15 protein-coding genes and 1 tRNA gene are annotated in these 15866 nt (G+C 73.0%); 11 read left to right on the forward strand and 5 right to left on the reverse strand.

Features of this window, described 5'->3' with window-relative positions; all coding sequences use genetic code 11:
• Positions 1 to 24 precede the first annotated feature (24 nt).
• Positions 25 to 2505, reverse strand: coding sequence for a Tex family protein (locus tag ACO1BR_RS19060; protein ID WP_426796265.1), 2481 nt, complete (start codon positions 2503 to 2505; stop codon positions 25 to 27).
• Between the two features lie 141 nt (positions 2506 to 2646).
• Positions 2647 to 3534, reverse strand: a complete 888-nt coding sequence (locus ACO1BR_RS19065) for an SCO6745 family protein (protein WP_426796266.1) — start codon at positions 3532 to 3534, stop codon at positions 2647 to 2649.
• A 131-nt stretch (positions 3535 to 3665) separates the two neighbouring features.
• On the opposite strand from ACO1BR_RS19065, the gene ACO1BR_RS19070 reads away from it, so the two are divergent.
• Positions 3666 to 4628, forward strand: coding sequence for a GlxA family transcriptional regulator (locus ACO1BR_RS19070; RefSeq protein ID WP_426796267.1), 963 nt, complete (start codon positions 3666 to 3668; stop codon positions 4626 to 4628).
• Positions 4629 to 4720: 92 nt separating this feature from the next.
• A complete protein-coding gene (locus ACO1BR_RS19075; protein ID WP_426796268.1) occupies positions 4721 to 5392 on the forward strand; it encodes a DJ-1/PfpI family protein in 672 nt (223 codons plus the stop codon).
• Positions 5393 to 5425: 33 nt separating this feature from the next.
• Here the strand turns inward: ACO1BR_RS19075 and ACO1BR_RS19080 are convergent, their stop codons facing one another.
• Entirely contained in the window at positions 5426 to 6196 is a 771-nt protein-coding gene (locus tag ACO1BR_RS19080; RefSeq protein WP_426796269.1) for an enoyl-CoA hydratase/isomerase family protein, read from the reverse strand.
• A 54-nt stretch (positions 6197 to 6250) separates the two neighbouring features.
• Between ACO1BR_RS19080 and ACO1BR_RS19085 the strand changes: the two genes are divergently transcribed.
• The 4 genes from ACO1BR_RS19085 (at position 6251) to ACO1BR_RS19100 (ending at position 9490) form a co-directional block, all read left to right on the forward strand.
• Positions 6251 to 7903, forward strand: coding sequence for an ABC-F family ATP-binding cassette domain-containing protein (locus ACO1BR_RS19085; RefSeq protein WP_426796270.1), 1653 nt, complete (start codon positions 6251 to 6253; stop codon positions 7901 to 7903).
• A 68-nt stretch (positions 7904 to 7971) separates the two neighbouring features.
• Positions 7972 to 8045 (forward strand) — tRNA-Met (locus ACO1BR_RS19090).
• 161 nt (positions 8046 to 8206) lie between these two features.
• Positions 8207 to 8875, forward strand: coding sequence for an HdeD family acid-resistance protein (locus ACO1BR_RS19095; RefSeq protein WP_426796271.1), 669 nt, complete (start codon positions 8207 to 8209; stop codon positions 8873 to 8875).
• Between the two features lie 123 nt (positions 8876 to 8998).
• On the forward strand, positions 8999 to 9490 hold the full coding sequence (locus ACO1BR_RS19100; RefSeq protein ID WP_426796329.1) for an ATP-binding protein: 492 nt from the start codon (positions 8999 to 9001) through the stop codon (positions 9488 to 9490).
• Here ACO1BR_RS19100 and idi read toward each other — a convergent pair.
• Both idi and ACO1BR_RS19110 read right to left on the reverse strand, forming a co-directional pair.
• Complete coding sequence (gene idi / locus ACO1BR_RS19105; RefSeq protein WP_426796272.1) at positions 9465 to 10076, reverse strand: isopentenyl-diphosphate Delta-isomerase; 612 nt, start codon at positions 10074 to 10076, stop codon at positions 9465 to 9467. The genes ACO1BR_RS19100 and idi overlap by 26 nt on opposite strands.
• Positions 10077 to 10551: 475 nt before the next feature.
• On the reverse strand, positions 10552 to 10752 hold the full coding sequence (locus ACO1BR_RS19110) for a hypothetical protein (protein WP_426796336.1): 201 nt from the start codon (positions 10750 to 10752) through the stop codon (positions 10552 to 10554).
• Between ACO1BR_RS19110 and ACO1BR_RS19115 the strand changes: the two genes are divergently transcribed.
• Genes ACO1BR_RS19115 through ACO1BR_RS19135 form a run of 5 tightly spaced genes read left to right on the forward strand, consistent with a single transcriptional unit; the run spans position 10720 to position 15850 of the window.
• On the forward strand, positions 10720 to 12402 hold the full coding sequence (locus ACO1BR_RS19115; RefSeq protein WP_426796273.1) for a DUF5941 domain-containing protein: 1683 nt from the start codon (positions 10720 to 10722) through the stop codon (positions 12400 to 12402). The genes ACO1BR_RS19110 and ACO1BR_RS19115 overlap by 33 nt on opposite strands.
• Positions 12399 to 13157 (forward strand): sugar phosphate nucleotidyltransferase, encoded by a 759-nt coding sequence (locus ACO1BR_RS19120; protein ID WP_426796274.1) that lies wholly within the window; start codon positions 12399 to 12401, stop codon positions 13155 to 13157. Before ACO1BR_RS19115 ends, ACO1BR_RS19120 begins: the two co-directional genes overlap by 4 nt.
• Entirely contained in the window at positions 13145 to 14206 is a 1062-nt protein-coding gene (locus tag ACO1BR_RS19125) for an iron-containing alcohol dehydrogenase family protein (protein WP_426796275.1), read from the forward strand. The genes ACO1BR_RS19120 and ACO1BR_RS19125 overlap by 13 nt, the downstream gene beginning before the upstream one ends.
• Positions 14184 to 14963 (forward strand): CDP-alcohol phosphatidyltransferase family protein, encoded by a 780-nt coding sequence (locus ACO1BR_RS19130; RefSeq protein WP_426796276.1) that lies wholly within the window; start codon positions 14184 to 14186, stop codon positions 14961 to 14963. Before ACO1BR_RS19125 ends, ACO1BR_RS19130 begins: the two co-directional genes overlap by 23 nt.
• 14 nt (positions 14964 to 14977) lie before the next feature.
• On the forward strand, positions 14978 to 15850 hold the full coding sequence (locus tag ACO1BR_RS19135) for a glycosyltransferase family 2 protein (protein WP_426796330.1): 873 nt from the start codon (positions 14978 to 14980) through the stop codon (positions 15848 to 15850).
• Positions 15851 to 15866: the final 16 nt, after the last annotated feature.

Genomic DNA, 15866 nt, shown 5'->3' on the forward strand with positions numbered 1-15866 from the left:
CCGCCGCCCGTCAGGCCGCCGAACTCACCGGCCGCCCTTGCCGCCCAGCAGCCCGGCCCGCCGGAGCGCGTCCGCCATCGCGTCGTTGACCGGCGCGGCGTCCCGGCCGCCGCCGCGGCGCTCGCCGCCCTGCCGCTGCCCGCCGCCCTGCCGCTGCCCGCCGCCCTGCCGCTGCCCGCCGCCCTGCCGCTGTCGCGGCGCACCGCCCCGGCCGCCCTCGCGGGCCCCGCCGCTGCCGCCACGGCGCTCACCGCCGGCCGCGCCGCGCCGTTCGCCGCCGCCGGCCGCCGCGCCCTTGCCGGGCTCGTCGTCCAGCCGCAGCGTCAGCGAAATCCGCTTCCGCGGAACGTCGACGTCGAGCACCTTGACCCGGACGATGTCGCCCGGCTTGACCACGTCCCGCGGGTCCTTGACGAAACTCTTCGACATCGCCGAGACGTGCACCAGCCCGTCCTGGTGGACGCCCACGTCCACGAACGCCCCGAAGGCGGCGACGTTGGTGACCACGCCTTCCAGCAGCATCCCGGGCGCCAGGTCGCCGATCTTCTCCACGCCCTCCTTGAAGGTGGCCGTCTTGAAGACCGGACGCGGGTCCCGACCCGGCTTCTCCAGCTCCTGGAGGATGTCGGTGACCGTCGGCAGCCCGAAGGAGTCGTCGACGAAGTCCGCCGCGCGCAGCGTGCGCAGCACGGCCGTGTTGCCGATCAGCCCGCCGACCTCGGTGCCCGCCGAGCGCACCATCCGGCGCACCACCGGATACGCCTCCGGGTGCACGCTGGAGGCGTCCAGCGGGTCGTCGCCGCCCCGGATTCGCAGGAAGCCCGCGCACTGCTCGTACGCCTTCGGGCCGAGCCGCGCCACGTCCTTGAGGGCCTTGCGGGAGCGGAACGGGCCGTTGCCGTCGCGGTGGGCGACGATGTTCTCGGCCAGCCCGGAGCCGATGCCGGACACCCGTGAAAGCAGCGGCGCGGAGGCCGTGTTGACGTCCACCCCGACGCCGTTCACGCAGTCCTCGACGACCGCGTCCAGCGAGCGCGACAGCTTCACCTCGGAGAGGTCGTGCTGGTACTGGCCGACCCCGATCGACTTGGGGTCGATCTTGACCAGCTCGGCCAGCGGGTCCTGGAGGCGCCGGGCGATGGACACCGCGCCGCGCAGCGACACGTCCAGGTCCGGCAGCTCCTGCGAGGCGAACGCGGAGGCCGAGTAGACCGAGGCACCCGCCTCGGACACCATCACCTTCGTCAGCTTCAGTTCCGGCTGCGCGGCGATCAGATCGGCCGCCAGCTTGTCGGTCTCCCGGGAGGCGGTGCCGTTGCCGATCGCGATCAGCTCGACGTCGTGCTCCCGCGCCAGCCGCGCCAGGGTGGCCAGCGACTGGTCCCACTTCTGCTGCGGCACATGCGGGTAAACAGTGTCCGTCGCCGCCACCTTGCCGGTCGCGTCGACCACCGCCACCTTCACACCCGTACGGAAACCGGGGTCCAGGCCCATCGTGGCGCGCGTGCCGGCGGGCGCCGCCAGCAGCAGATCGCGCAGGTTCGACGCGAAGACCCGCACCGCCTCGTCCTCGGCGGCCTGCCGCAGCCGCAGCCGCAGATCGATCCCCAGGTGTACCTGGATGCGGGTGCGCCAGGCCCAACGGACCGTGTCCTGGAGCCACTTGTCGGCGGGCCGACCCCGATCGGCGATCCCGAAGCGGTGCGCCACCGCCTGCTCGTACGCGCTGGGGCCCTCGCCGGCCGTCGACGGGGCCTCGGGCTCCAGGGCGAGATCGAGGACCTCCTCCTTCTCGCCGCGGAACATCGCCAGCACCCGGTGGGAGGGCAGCTCGGTGAACGGCTCCGCGAAGTCGAAGTAGTCGGCGAACTTGGCGCCCGCCTCCTCCTTGCCCGCGCGCACCTTCGCCGCGACCTGCCCGCGCGACCACATCCGCTCGCGCAGCTCACCGATCAGATCCGCGTCCTCGCTGAACCGCTCGGTCAGGATCGCCCGTGCGCCCTCCAGGGCCGCGGCGGGATCGGCGACGCCCTTGTCCGCGTCCACGAACGCCGTGGCGGCCGCCGCCGGTTCCACCGAAGGGTCGCTCAGCAGCCCCTCGGCCAGCGGCGCAAGCCCCGCCTCCCGCGCGATCTGCGCCTTGGTGCGCCGCTTGGGCTTGAACGGCAGGTAGATGTCCTCCAGGCGGGCCTTGGACTCGGCGCCGCGGATCTGCGCCTCCAGGGCGGCGTCCAGCTTGCCCTGGGACCGCACGGACTCCAGGACCGCGCTCCGCCGCTCCTCCAGCTCCCGCAGATAGCGCAGCCGCTCCTCCAGGGAGCGCAACTGCGCGTCGTCGAGCATCTCGGTGGCTTCCTTGCGGTAGCGCGCGATGAACGGGACGGTCGAGCCGCCGTCGAGCAGTTCGACCGCGGCCTTCACCTGCCGCTCCTTGACGCCGAGCTCCCCGGCGATCCTCGCTTCGATGGTCCCGAGGGCCCCGATGGGCTCGGTGGATGCCGTCACGTTGATCCTGCCCCGCCTTCCAGCGCTTGCCTGAGCCTTGCATTGTGCCGGGTCGCGGCCCGCACTGTCGCACCACCCGGCCGGGCACGCCGGGGTGTGACACGTCGCACCACACCCCGACCCCGACCCGGCGGACCGGCCCTAGCCCTCGCCGAACAGCTCCGCGGGGAACGCCCCGGCCGCCACCACCTTCCCGGTGAACGCGGTGGCCAGTTCGGTCAGCCGGGCCACCCCCTCCGCGCCCAGGTGCGCGTACGGCGCCCGGTCCAGCCGGTCCGTCGTCTGCTCCAGGTCCTTGCGCAGCCGCACCCCGGCCTCGGTCAACTCGCCCTCGGCGCCCAGCAGTCCGCGCCCGCGCAGCCGCTCCTGCGCCGCCGCCCACTCCTCCTCCGACCAGCCGCGGGTCGCCAGGTTGCCGCGCCGGCTCATCCCGCGCCCGGTCGCGGAGTGCGTGACCAGTGCCTCCACCGGGTCCAGTTCGGCGTTCAGCAGCGCGACCAGATGGCCGTCGCCGCGGTGCTCGCGCAGCAGCGTCGCCGCGTGCCAGTAGGCCAGGTGCGGGGCGTCGGGCACCGGCAGATCGGCGTGCGCGGCGTACAGCGGCCGGGCGTGGCGCCCGCCCGCCTCGGCGGCTCGCAGCGCCAGCTTCGCGGCCTCGGCCATCTCCGGGGACGTCAGCGCCTCGTCGCCGAGCAGCCGGCGCAGCGTGGCGTCCACGGCGCGCAGCCGGGCGTCCAGGACGGCCTGCGGGGTGGTGACCTTCCAGACGTCCGGGAGGTGTCCGGCGATCAGCTCGTACTTGAAGCTGTAGAAGGTCGCGGCGACGGTCCCGGCGCCCACCGCGCCGAGCGGCGCGCTGCGCGAGGAGAAGTAGACGGCACGCCCCGACACGCCCAACGCGGCCATTTCCGCGGGCAGTTCGGGAGCGAAGTAGTGCGCCGAGTGGAACGGGTTGAGGGCGTTGTGGCAGTGCCGGCCGGCCCGTTCGGGCAGTGCGCCGGAAGCGGATGCGCTCGAAGCAGAGGTCATGCGAGCAGGTTACCGACCCGTTGGTATGGCGGAGTGGCGGGAGGGGGATTCCGGGCCGGCTCCGCGGCCATGGCAGGAAAGGTGGGATTCCCGTCATTGCCGCCATCGGCGCCGCTGTCCAGGATGGACGCATGGAACAGCGCGATGTGCTGGTCGTTCTCTTCGACGGGGTGCAGAGCCTCGACGTCAGCGGCCCGGTCGAGGTCTTCAGCGGCGCCTGCCACGGCGTCCCCGGCGCCTACCGCATCCGCACCGCGAGCCTGGACGGCGCGCCGGTCCGCACCACCAGCGGACTGACCCTCACCCCCGACCTCACGCTCGACGCCGCCACTCCGCCGCACACCCTCGTCGTCCCGGGCGGCGAGGGCACCGACACCCCCGACCCGCGCCTGGTCGACTGGCTGCGGGCGAACGCCCGGCGCACCCGCCGCACGGTCTCCGTCTGCAGCGGCGCGTTCCTGCTGGCCGCCGCCGGGCTGCTGGACGGCCGCCGCGCGACCACCCACTGGAGCCTGTGCGACGCCCTCGCCCGGCGCCACCCGGCCGTCCGCGTCGAACCCGAGCCGATCTACGTCCGGGACGGCGACGTGGCCACGTCCGCGGGCGTCACCGCCGGGATCGACCTCGCGCTGGCCCTGGTGGAGGAGGACCTGGGCCGCGACCTGGCACTGACCGTCGCCCGCCATCTGGTCGTCTTCCTGCGCCGGCCGGGCAACCAGACCCAGTTCAGCGCCCAGCTCGCGGCGCAGACCGCGCAGCGCCGCCCGCTGCGCGACGTCCAACAGTGGATCAGCGAGAACCCGGCCGCGGACCTCTCCGTCGACGCCCTCGCCGCACGCGCCGGGCTCTCCCCCCGGCACTTCGCACGCGCCTTCCGCGACGAGGTCGGGACGACCCCCGGCCGCTACGTCGACCGGGTCCGCCTGGAAGCCGCCCGGCGGCGCCTGGAGGACACCGCCGACGGCATCGAGCAGGTCTCCCGCCGCTGCGGCTACGGCACCCCGGAGGCGATGCGCCGCGCCTTCCTCCGCGCCCTCGGCGCCTCCCCGGCCGAATACCGCCGCCGCTTCCGGCCCGCCACACCACCCACCTGACCAGGCCCGGACCCATCGGACGGGCCCGGACCCATCGGACGGGCCCCGGCCCTTCCGCACCACCGACGCCCCTTCGCAGAACAGGAGCCACCATGCAGATCGCCATCCTCCTCTACGACCGCTTCACCGCCCTCGACGCCATCGGCCCGTACGAGACCCTCGGTCTCCTCCCGGGCGCCGAGGTGGTGTTCGTCGCCGAACGCACCGGCCTTCACCGCAGCGACAAGGGCTCCCTCGGGCTGGTCGTCGACGCCGCGCTGAGCGACGTCACCGCGCCGGACGTCCTCGTCGTCCCCGGCGGACCCGGGCAGACCGCGCTCATGGAGGACGGCCCGCTGCACGACTGGATCCGGGCCGTGGACGCCGGCACCACCTGGACCACCTCGGTGTGCACCGGCTCGCTGGTCCTCGCCGCCGCCGGCCTCCTCAAGGGCCGCCGGGCCACCTCCCACTGGCTCGCGCTGGACCAGCTGCCCGCCCTGGGGGCCGAGCCGACCGGGGAGCGGGTGGTCTTCGACGGCAAGTACGTCACCGCCGCCGGCGTCTCCTCCGGTGTCGACATGGGCCTCGCCCTGGCCGGCCGGATCGCCGGGGACTTCGTCGCGCAGACGATCCAGCTCGGCATCGAGTACGACCCGCAGCCGCCCTACGACGCCGGCGCCCCGGACAAGGCCCCGGCCGAGGTCGTCGCGGCCCTGCGGGGCCACGGACGCCTCATCCTGGCCGGGAAGCGCTGGCGGGACGAGGCCGCCGCCGAGAGGTGACGGCGCGTCCGCCGAGCCGCGGCCGGCCCCGGCTCAGCCCGCCGGCCAGGTGAACCGCGGCGCCCGGCGCTCCAGGAAGGCGGCGGCACCCTCCAGGATGTCGCCGCTCTCCCGCGCCTGCGCCGCCCAGTACGCCCCGCGCTCCTCGGCCTCCGCGGGCGGCACGTCCCAGGTCCCGTCCGCCAGTTCCTTCGCCGCGGTCTGCGTCAGCAGCGACCGGCTCGCCAGTACGGCCGTGAATTCCGCGACCCGCTTGTCCAGCCCGCCCTCGGCCAGCACCTCGTCCACCAGCCCCGTACGCAGCGCCCGCGCACAGTCGATCAACTCGCCCGAGAACAGCAGGTACTTGGCGGCCGACGGCCCCATTAGCCGGACCAGCCGCCGGGTCGCGGCCGCCGGATAGGCCACCCCCAGCTTGGCCGGCGTCACCCCGAACAGCGCCCCCTCCTCCGCGAACCGCAGATCGCAGGCGGCGGCCAGCTGGGCGCCGCCGCCCACGCAGTAGCCGCGTATCGCCGCCAGCGTCGGCCGGGGAAAAGCCGCCAGCGCCTCCTCGGCCGCCACCGCCAGCCCCTGCGACGCCCCCGACGCGTCCCGCAGCGAGCCGATGTCCGCCCCCGCGCAGAACGTCCCGCCGTCCCCGGTCAGCACCAGCGACCGCACCGAGCCGTCCGCCGCGAGCCGGTCCAGCAGCGGCGGCAGCTCCCGCCACATCTCGACGGTCATCGCGTTGCGCTTGCCGGTGTTGCTGATGGTGACGGTCGCCGTGCCGTCGCTGACGTGCGTCTTCAGAGCCGGTTCCATGCCCGGATACTAGAGCGACCGCGCACCGCCCGGCCGGATACGATCGGCGGTCTGATGTCCGCAACACTCGTCGCCAAAGACCTCGCCGCTGGCCACGGCGAGCGCGTCCTGTTCTCCGGTCTCGATCTGGTCGTCGCCCCCGGCGACGTGGTCGGCCTCGTCGGCGCCAACGGCGCGGGCAAGTCCACGCTGCTGCGCCTGCTGGCCGGCCTGGCGTCCCCGGAGAACGGCACGCTCGCGCTCAGCCCGCCCACCGCCACCGTCGGCCACCTCCCGCAGGAGCCCGACCGCCGCCCCGGAGAGTCGGTACGCGCCTTCCTCGCCCGCCGTACCGGCGTGGCCGAGGCACAGCGCGCCCTGGACGACGCCACCCAGGCGCTGGTCGACGAACGCCCCGGCGCGGACGACGCCTACGCCACCGCCCTGGAGCGCTGGCTCGCTCTCGGCGCCGCCGACCTGGACGAACGCGCCGAGGAGACCGCCGCCCAACTGGGCCTCGCCATCAGCCTCGACCAGCCGATGACCGCGCTGTCCGGCGGCCAGGCCGCCCGCGCGTCGCTCGCCTCACTGCTGCTCTCCCGCTACGACGTCTTCCTGCTCGACGAACCGACCAACGACCTCGACCTCGACGGCCTGCAACGGCTGGAGTCCTTCGTCACCGGGCTGCGCGCCGGCACGGTCCTGGTCAGCCACGACCGCGAGTTCCTGACCCGTACGGTCAACCGCGTCGTCGAACTCGACCTCGCCCAGCAGCAGGTCAACACCTACGGCGGCGGCTACGCCTCCTATCTGGAGGAGCGCGCCCGCGCGCGGCGCCGGGCCCGCGAGGAGTACGAGGAGTACGCGGACACCAAAGCCGCCCTGGAGACCCGGGCGCACACCCAGCGCAACTGGATGGACAAGGGCGTCCGCAACGCCCGCCGCAAGGCCACCGACAACGACAAGATCGCCCGCAGGGGCCGGGTGGAGGCGACCGAGAAGCAGGCCGCCAAGGCCAAGCAGACCCAGCGCATGATCGAGCGGCTGGACGTCGTCGAGGAGCCGCGCAAGGAGTGGGAGCTGCGGATGGAGATCGCCGCCGCACCTCGGGCCGGCGCCGTGGTGGCCACCCTCCGGAACGCCGAGGTGCGCCGCGGCGACTTCCGCTTCGGCCCCGTGGACCTCCAGATCGACTGGGCGGACCGGGTCGCCATCACCGGCCCCAACGGCGCCGGCAAGTCCACCCTGCTCGCGGCCCTCCTGGGCCGGTTGCCGCTGGATGCCGGCCAGGCCACGCTGGGTCCGGGTGTGGTGGTCGGCGAGATCGACCAGGCCCGCGGCCAGCTCTTCGACGGTCACGGCGACGCGCGGCTGATGGACGCCTTCCGGGCCTCCGTACCGGACATGGCGCCCGCCGATGCCCGCACCCTGCTCGCCAAGTTCGGCCTCAAGGCGGCCCATGTGCTGCGCCCGGCGCGCACTCTCTCGCCGGGGGAGCGCACCCGCGCCGCACTGGCCCTCCTCCAGGGCCGCGGGGTCAACCTCCTGGTCCTGGACGAGCCGACCAACCATCTCGACCTGCCCGCCATCGAGCAGCTGGAGTCCGCGCTCGCCTCGTACCCGGGCACGCTGCTGCTGGTCACCCATGACCGGCGGATGCTGGAAGCGGTGCACACCGCGCGCCGCATCGAGGTCGCGGGCGGGCGGATCGCCGACCGCACGGTGTGAGGCGCGGCGCTCGCTCGGACAATCGATTTGGTTCCGGGGCGGGAGACCCGTAAGGTGTTCCGAGCCGACGCGGGGTGGAGCAGCTCGGTAGCTCGCTGGGCTCATAACCCAGAGGTCGCAGGTTCAAATCCTGTCCCCGCTACTGAAGAAGAACAGCAGGTCCGGTGCTCAGGCACCGGACCTGCTGCTTTTGTGCCGTCGCACCGTCCGCCGCCGAGCGCCGGGGGCCCGGACCGCTCACCCTGCCCCACCCTCCGATACGGGGTATACCGGGACATAAGGCACCGGACGGAGGAGGCGGCGATGGTCGGCAGGTCCACAACCCCTCGGCGTGACCCGGAGACGGCCCGGTTGGGGCGCGGCTTCGTCGTCCTCGCGGTGCTCGGTGCGGTCCTCGCCCTCGCCGGCATCGTGGGCCTGGTCTACGTCGGGGTGGCCACCCTCACGACCATGCTGCTCTTCGGCTGGCTGCTGCTGATCGGGGGTGTGGTGGGTCTGCTGCACGCCCTCCAGTCCCGCGGCTCGAACTTCTTCTGGCTCGCGGTGATCGTGGCGGCGCTGAACATCGCGGCCGGTGTGGTGGTGATCCGCCGGCCCGACGCCACCGCCGCCGCGCTGACCATGTTCGCCGCCCTGCTGTTCCTGACCGGTGGACTGTTCCGCCTGGTGGGCGCGGTGGTGGTGCGCGGGCCGCAGTTCGGCTGGCTGCTGGTGCAGGGCGCCTTCGGCATCCTGTTGGGCGTCCTGGTGCTCGGCAACTGGCCGCACAGCAGCCTCTACGTCATCGGCTGCTTCTTCTCGCTCGCGCTGCTCTTCGACGGGCTGGGGCTGATCGCGATGGGGGTCGGCGGTCGCCGGGTCGTCGGTATGGTCGAGGGGAGCAGAGTGGCCGGATCCGGACCCCTTTCCGGCGGCTCCGCCGGAGACGCCGCGACGCCCGCCGAGCGCCGGCCTCGGAACAAGAAAGAGTAGCGACAGAACGCGTCGCGAGATCGATCAGTTCCGGCAGAATCGGCCAAAAGGCGTCGATAGGCGCTGACTTGTGTTCAGGGGGTCGGTCCGGACCAGCGCATTCTCAACACTCTTCGTGTGAGGATGCCTTCCGGACCCCCAGCAGAACCCCCCGAGGAGCTGACCTCCCCGCTCGCGTACGAAGGTGTCTGGCGGTTCACCGCACCGGCACTGGAGTCCTCGGTGCCCCAGGCGCGCCACGCGGTCCGGGATCTGCTCGACGCACAGCATGTGCCCGTCGCCGAGGGCATCGTGGACGGACTGCTGCTGATCGTCTCCGAACTGGTCACCAACGCCGTCCGGCACGCCGCGCTGCTCTCCCCCCAGATCGCCGTACAGCTCACCGTCGGCGCGAACTGGCTGCGGGTCGCGGTCGAGGACGACCACCCCTACCGCCCCAAGGCACTGGAGGCGGACGAGGGCGACGTCGGCGGACGCGGCCTGTGGCTGGTCAAGATGCTCACCACGGAAGCGGGCGGCAAGTGCGACGTCGAGCACACCGTGAACGGCGGCAAGGCCATCTGGGCCGAACTGCCGCTCACCCCGCTCGCTACCAGCCCGCCGACTGTCCGGTGAGCTCGCGGACCGCCGGGCGCGCCGCGTCCAGCACGGTCATGAACCACGCGGAGAACGGCGCCCGCGCATGCCGCTCGGCCAGCTCCTCCGGCGTGACGAACACGATCTCGCCGATCTCCTCGGGGTCCGGCGCCGGCTCCGCCCGCACCAGCCCGACGAACAGGTGGTTGTACTCCTGCTCCACGAGCCCGGAGGCCGGGTCGGGATGGTTGTAGCGCACCGTGCCGGCCTCCGCGAGCAGCGCGGGCGCCAGCCCCAGCTCCTCCGCGGTCCGCCGGGCCGCCGCCGCGAACGGCGTCTCGCCCGGATACGGGTGACCGCAACAGGTGTTGGACCACACGCCGGGGGAGTGGTACTTGGACAGCGCCCGGCGCTGCAGCAGCAGCCGCCCCTTCTCGTCGAAGAGGAACACCGAGAACGCCCGGTGCAGCTGGCCGGGGGGCTGGTGCGCCGCGAGCTTCTCCGCGGTGCCGATCGTCGTACCGTCCTCGTCGACCAGCTCCAGCATGATCGGCTCGACGGCGCCGTCCGGTGCGCCCACCGCCGGGGTCCCGGCGGTCTGTCCGTTGGCAGGTGTGATCGGCATGCCCATCCTTGTCGTCGGTCGTCGACGCCAAGTCTGCCCCACCGGCGTCCTCATCAGTGGCAGAGCGCTGCCAGGACATCCGCGGCGCTGACGCGTCCGGGCGGGAAACGGAGGCCGCAGGGGCTCCCCGGGCCCGCCCGCCGTCCCGTGAGAAGCTCCACACCGGCCCGGCCCGGCCTCCGCCGCACCCACCCCGGCACCAAGCCGCCCCACCCGTGACCAGCCCACTCATAACCGGCACCGGGGCGTGCGCCGGAGCGGCGGCCAGTTGTTCATGCGCCGTCCGATCCACCATGATGATCGCGGCAGGCGCAGCCGTCGGTCACCCGATCGAGCGGTGAATGCGTGGTGAACGGCCGCATCCCGCGATCCGATAGCCTCTGCCGACGTGCCACCCGGCCCTCCGCGGGCGAGGTGTGCCACGCCCGCCGCCCGGGTAGTCCGTGCCGAATGCGGACCGACCGGCGCTGCCTGGTCAGCATCCAAGGAGTGAGTTCGTCTGTCGACCGCCATCCTCACCGGTCCGCCGGTCGCCGGGTCGCCGCTCGAAGCCGACCTGCGCACGCTGGGCTTCGACGTCCGTACGGCCAGTGACCCGGCGGACGTCGCCGGGCTGCTCGCCGACGTCCCCGCACAGCAGCGGGTGGCCCTCGTGGACCCGCGCTTCGTCGGCCATCTGCACGCCCTGCGGCTCGCCCTGACCGACCCCCGCTTCCCGGCCGCCGCGGTGCCCGGCGCGCTCACCGCGCAGCCCGAGGCCCGCCCGGCACTGGCCCGCGCCGCCGGCCGGATCCCGGTGGGTGCCGGCACCGCCCACCTCACCGACGTCCTCACCGACACCCTCACCGAGGCCCTGGACCGCGAGGACATCGGACTCCATCGCGTCGAGCCCGGCAGCCTGGTCGCCACCCTCGCGCTGACCCCGGCCCAGCGGGACGAGGCCCGGGAGGCGGTCGCCGCCGTCGACGACGAGGCGGTCCGGCTGCGCACCGCCGTCAAGTCCCGCGACGGCTTCTTCACGACCTTCTGCATCAGCCCGTACTCCCGCTACCTCGCCCGCTGGTGCGCCCGCCGCGGCTTCACCCCCAACCAGGTCACCACCGCGTCCCTGCTCACCGCGCTGGCCGCGGCGGGCTGCGCGGCCACCGGCACCCGCGCCGGCTTCGTCGCGGCCGGGGTGCTGCTGCTCCTCTCCTTCGTCCTGGACTGCACCGACGGGCAGCTCGCCCGCTACTCGCTCCAGTACTCGACGATGGGCGCCTGGCTGGACGCCACCTTCGACCGGGCCAAGGAGTACGCGTACTACGCCGGGCTCGCGCTCGGCGCCGCCCGGTGCTCCGGCGACGACGTCTGGGCGCTGGCGCTCGGCGCGATGATCCTGCAGACCTGCCGGCATGTGGTCGACTTCGCGTTCAACGAGGCGATTCACGTTGAGGGGGGTGCGACCGCCAACACCAGCCCCACCGCCGCGCTCTCCGACCGGCTCGACAGCGTCGGCTGGACGATCTGGGTGCGCCGCATGATCGTGCTGCCCATCGGCGAACGCTGGGCCATGATCGCCGTCCTGACCGCGCTGACCACCCCGCGCACCGTCTTCCTGGCGCTGCTGATCGGCTGCGCGCTGGCCGCCTGCTACACCACCGCCGGCCGGGTGCTGCGCTCGCTGACCCGCCGGGCCCGGCGCACCGACCGGGCCGCCCGGGCGCTCGCCGACCTCGCGGACACCGGGCCGCTGGTCGAGCTGGTCTCCCGCGGCGCCCGCGGCCGGGGCCGCACCGGTTCCCTCCTCGCGCCCGTTATGGCGTTTCTCTCGTCCGCGGTGTTGCTGGTCTGGGTGATCTTCCAGAAGAACCCCGCCTCCTGGCTCACCGTCGGCGTCGCCGGCTGCTCCGCGCTGCTCGCCGGCGCGGCCGTGTCCCGCCCGCTCAAGGGCGCTCTCGACTGGCTCGTACCGCCCCTCTTCCGGGCCGGCGAATACCTCACGGTTCTGGTGCTGGCCGCCCGGTCGGACGCCCCCGGAGCGCTGCCCGCGGCGTTCGGGCTGATCGCGGCCGTCGCCTACCATCACTACGACACGGTCTACCGCATCCGCGGTGGCACCGGGGCCCCACCGAGGTGGCTGGTCCGGGCGACCGGGGGGAGCGAAGGACGGATCCTCGTGGTCACGGTCCTGGCCGCCCTGCTGCCCGATACAGGTTTCACAATCGCGCTCACGGCACTCGCTGTGGTCCTGGCGCTGCTGGTGCTCAGTGAGAGCATCCGCTTCTGGGTGTCTGCTCACTTGGGCGGCGCACCCGCCGTACACGATGAAGGAGAACCCGCATGATCGGCCTCGTGCTGGCGGCCGGCGCCGGACGGCGTCTGCGCCCCTACACCGACACCCTGCCCAAGGCCCTGGTGCCGGTGGGTCCGGAAACGGACGGGGAAGCGAAGACGATCCTGGACCTGACCCTCGGCAACTTCGCCGAGATCGGTCTGACCGAGGTCGCGATCGTCGTCGGCTACCGCAAGGAGGCCGTGTACGAGCGCAAGGAGGCCCTGGAGCAGCGGTACGGCCTCAAGCTCACCCTCGTCGACAACGACAAGGCCGAGGAGTGGAACAACGCCTACTCCCTGTGGTGCGCCCGTGACGTGATCGCGGCCCACGACTCGGTGATCCTCGCCAACGGCGACACCGTGCACCCGGTCTCCGTCGAGCAGACGCTGCTCGCCGCCCGCGGCGACGGCCGGCAGATCATCCTCGCGCTGGACGCCGTCAAGCAGCTCGCCGACGAGGAGATGAAGGTCGTCGCGGACCCCGCCAAGGGCGTCCGGAAGATCACCAAGCTGATGGACCCGGCCGAGGCCACCGGCGAGTACATCGGCGTCACCCTCATCGAGGGCTCGGCCGCCGCCGACCTGGCCGACGCCCTGAAGACCACCTTCGAGCGGGACCCCGACCTCTACTACGAGGACGGCTACCAGGAGCTGGTCAACCGCGGTTTCACGGTGGACGTGGCACCGATCGGCGACGTCACGTGGGTCGAGATCGACAACCACGACGACCTCGCGAAGGGCCGTGACATCGCATGCCGGTACTGACCCGCCTCATTCCGTCCCCGGTCGTCGTCGACATCAGCGCCGGCGCCCTGGACGACCTGGCGGGCCTGCTGGCCGATCAGCGCATCTCCGCGTCCGGCAAGCTCGCCATCGCGATCAGCGGCGGCTCGGGGGCGAGGCTGCGCGAGCGGCTGGCCCCCGCGCTGCCCGGCGCCGAGTGGTACGAGGTCGGCGGCGGCACCCTGGACGAGGCGATCAAGCTCGCCGACGCCATGAAGAAGGGGCACTACGACGCGGTCGTGGGCCTCGGCGGCGGCAAGATCATCGACTGTGCGAAGTACGCCGCGGCGCGTATCGGCCTGCCGCTGGTGGCGGTCGCGACGAACCTTTCGCACGACGGGCTGTGCTCCCCGGTCGCCACCCTCGACAACGACGCGGGCCGCGGCTCGTACGGCGTGCCGAACCCGATCGCCGTGGTGATCGACCTCGACATCATCCGCGAGGCGCCGGTCCGCTTCGTCCGCTCCGGCATCGGCGACGCGATCTCCAACATCTCCGCGGTCGCGGACTGGGAGCTCTCGCACCGCGAGACCGGCGAGGCCATCGACGGGCTGGCCGCCGCCATGGCACGCCAGGCCGGCGAGGCGGTGCTGCGCCACCCCGGGGGCGTCGGCGACGACAGCTTCCTGCAGGTGCTGGCCGAGGGGCTGGTCCTCACCGGCATCTCGATGTCGGTGGCCGGCGACAGCCGTCCGGCGTCCGGCGCCTGCCACGAGATCAACCACGCCTTCGACATCCTCTTCCCCAAGAGGGCGGCGAGCCACGGCGAGCAGTGCGGCCTCGGTGCCGCGTTCGCCACCCATCTGCGCGGGGACCGGGAAACCTCCGCGCTGATGGTCGAGGTGCTGCAGCGGCACGGGCTGCCGGTCACCCCCGGCGAAATCGGCTTCACCGACGAGGAGTTCGTCCAGGCCGTCGAGTTCGCCCCGAAGACCCGCCCAGGCCGCTACACGATCCTGGAGCACCTGGACCTGTCCACCGACCAGATCAGGGACGCATACGCCGACTATGCCGAAACCATCAGTAGCTGAACTCCGCCCGGTCGTTCACCCCGAGGGAGTGAAGGACCGGCGCAGCGGTGAGCACTGGGCCGGCCGCCTCTACATGCGGGAAATCTCGCTGCGCTGCGACCGGTACCTGGTCAACACCCGGGTCACGCCCAACCAGCTGACCTACCTGATGACCGTCTTCGGCGTCCTCGCGGCCCCGGCGCTGCTGGTGCCGGGCATCTGGGGCGCCGTGCTCGGCGTGCTGATGGTCCAGCTCTACCTGCTGCTCGACTGCGTCGACGGCGAGGTGGCGCGCTGGAAGAAGCAGTTCTCGCTCGGCGGCGTCTACCTGGACCGGGTCGGCGCCTACCTGTGCGACGCCGCGGTGCTCGTCGGCTTCGGCCTGCGCGCCGCCGACCTGTGGGGCCCCGGGCGCATCGACTGGCTCTGGGCGTTTCTCGGCACGCTGGCCGCTCTCGGCGCGATCCTGATCAAGGCGGAGACCGATCTCGTCGGCGTGGCCCGGCACCAGGGCGGGCTGCCGCCGGTCAAGGAGGCGGCGTCCGAGCCGCGTTCGTCCGGACTGGCGCTGGCCCGCAGGGCCGCCGCGGCACTGAAGTTCCACCGGCTGGTCCTCGGGATCGAGGCGTCCCTGCTGATCCTGGTCCTGGCGATCGTGGACGCGGTGCGGGGCGACCTGTTCTTCTCCCGGCTCGGCGTCGCGGTACTGGCCGGCATCGCGCTCCTCCAGACCGTGCTGCACCTGGTGTCCATCCTCGTCTCCAGCAGGCTCAAGTGACCGCGGCTCCCCGGATGCGGCTCGGCGCGGTGGTCCTGACCATGGGCAACCGCCCCGAGGAGCTGCGTGCGCTGCTGGACTCGGTCGCCAAGCAGCACGGCGATCCGGTCGAGATCGTGGTGGTCGGCAACGGCTCGCCGCTGCCGGAACTGCCCGACGGCGTACGGACCGTCGAACTCCCCGAGAACGTCGGCATCCCGGCGGGCCGCAACGTCGGCATCGAGGCGTTCGGCCCGCACGGCGGCGAGGTCGACGTACTGCTCTTCCTCGACGACGACGGGCTGCTGGCCAACGAGGACACCGCGGAGCTGTGCCGCGCCGCGTTCGCCGCGGACCCCGCGCTCGGCATCATCAGCTTCCGGATCGCCGACCCGGACACCGGGCAGACCCAGCGCCGGCACGTCCCGCGGCTGCGTGCCTCCGACCCGATGCGCTCGTCGCGGGTGACCACCTTCCTCGGCGGCGCGAACGCGGTCCGTACGAAGGTGTTCGCGGAGGTCGGCGGGCTGCCCGACGACTTCTTCTACGCCCATGAGGAGACCGACCTGGCCTGGCGGGCGCTGAACGCCGGCTGGATGGTCGACTACCGCTCGGACATGGTCCTGCACCACCCGACCACGGCCCCGGCCCGGCACGCGGTCTACCACCGCATGGTGGCCCGCAACCGCGTCTGGCTGGCCCGCCGCAACCTTCCCGCCCTGCTCGTTCCGGTCTACCTCGGTGTCTGGTTCCTGCTCACCCTCGCCCGCCGGCCGTCGCGGCCGGCGCTGCGGGCCTGGCTGGGCGGCTTCAAGGAGGGCTGGGCCACCGCGTGCGGTCCCAGGCGCCCCATGAAGTGGGCTACCGTTTGGCGACTGACCCGACTGGGCCGCCCTCCCATCATCTGACAAGCTCGTATCTGAG

This window comes from Streptomyces sp. YGL11-2, from assembly GCF_050054615.1.
In the GTDB taxonomy this organism is placed as follows: domain Bacteria; phylum Actinomycetota; class Actinomycetes; order Streptomycetales; family Streptomycetaceae; genus Streptomyces.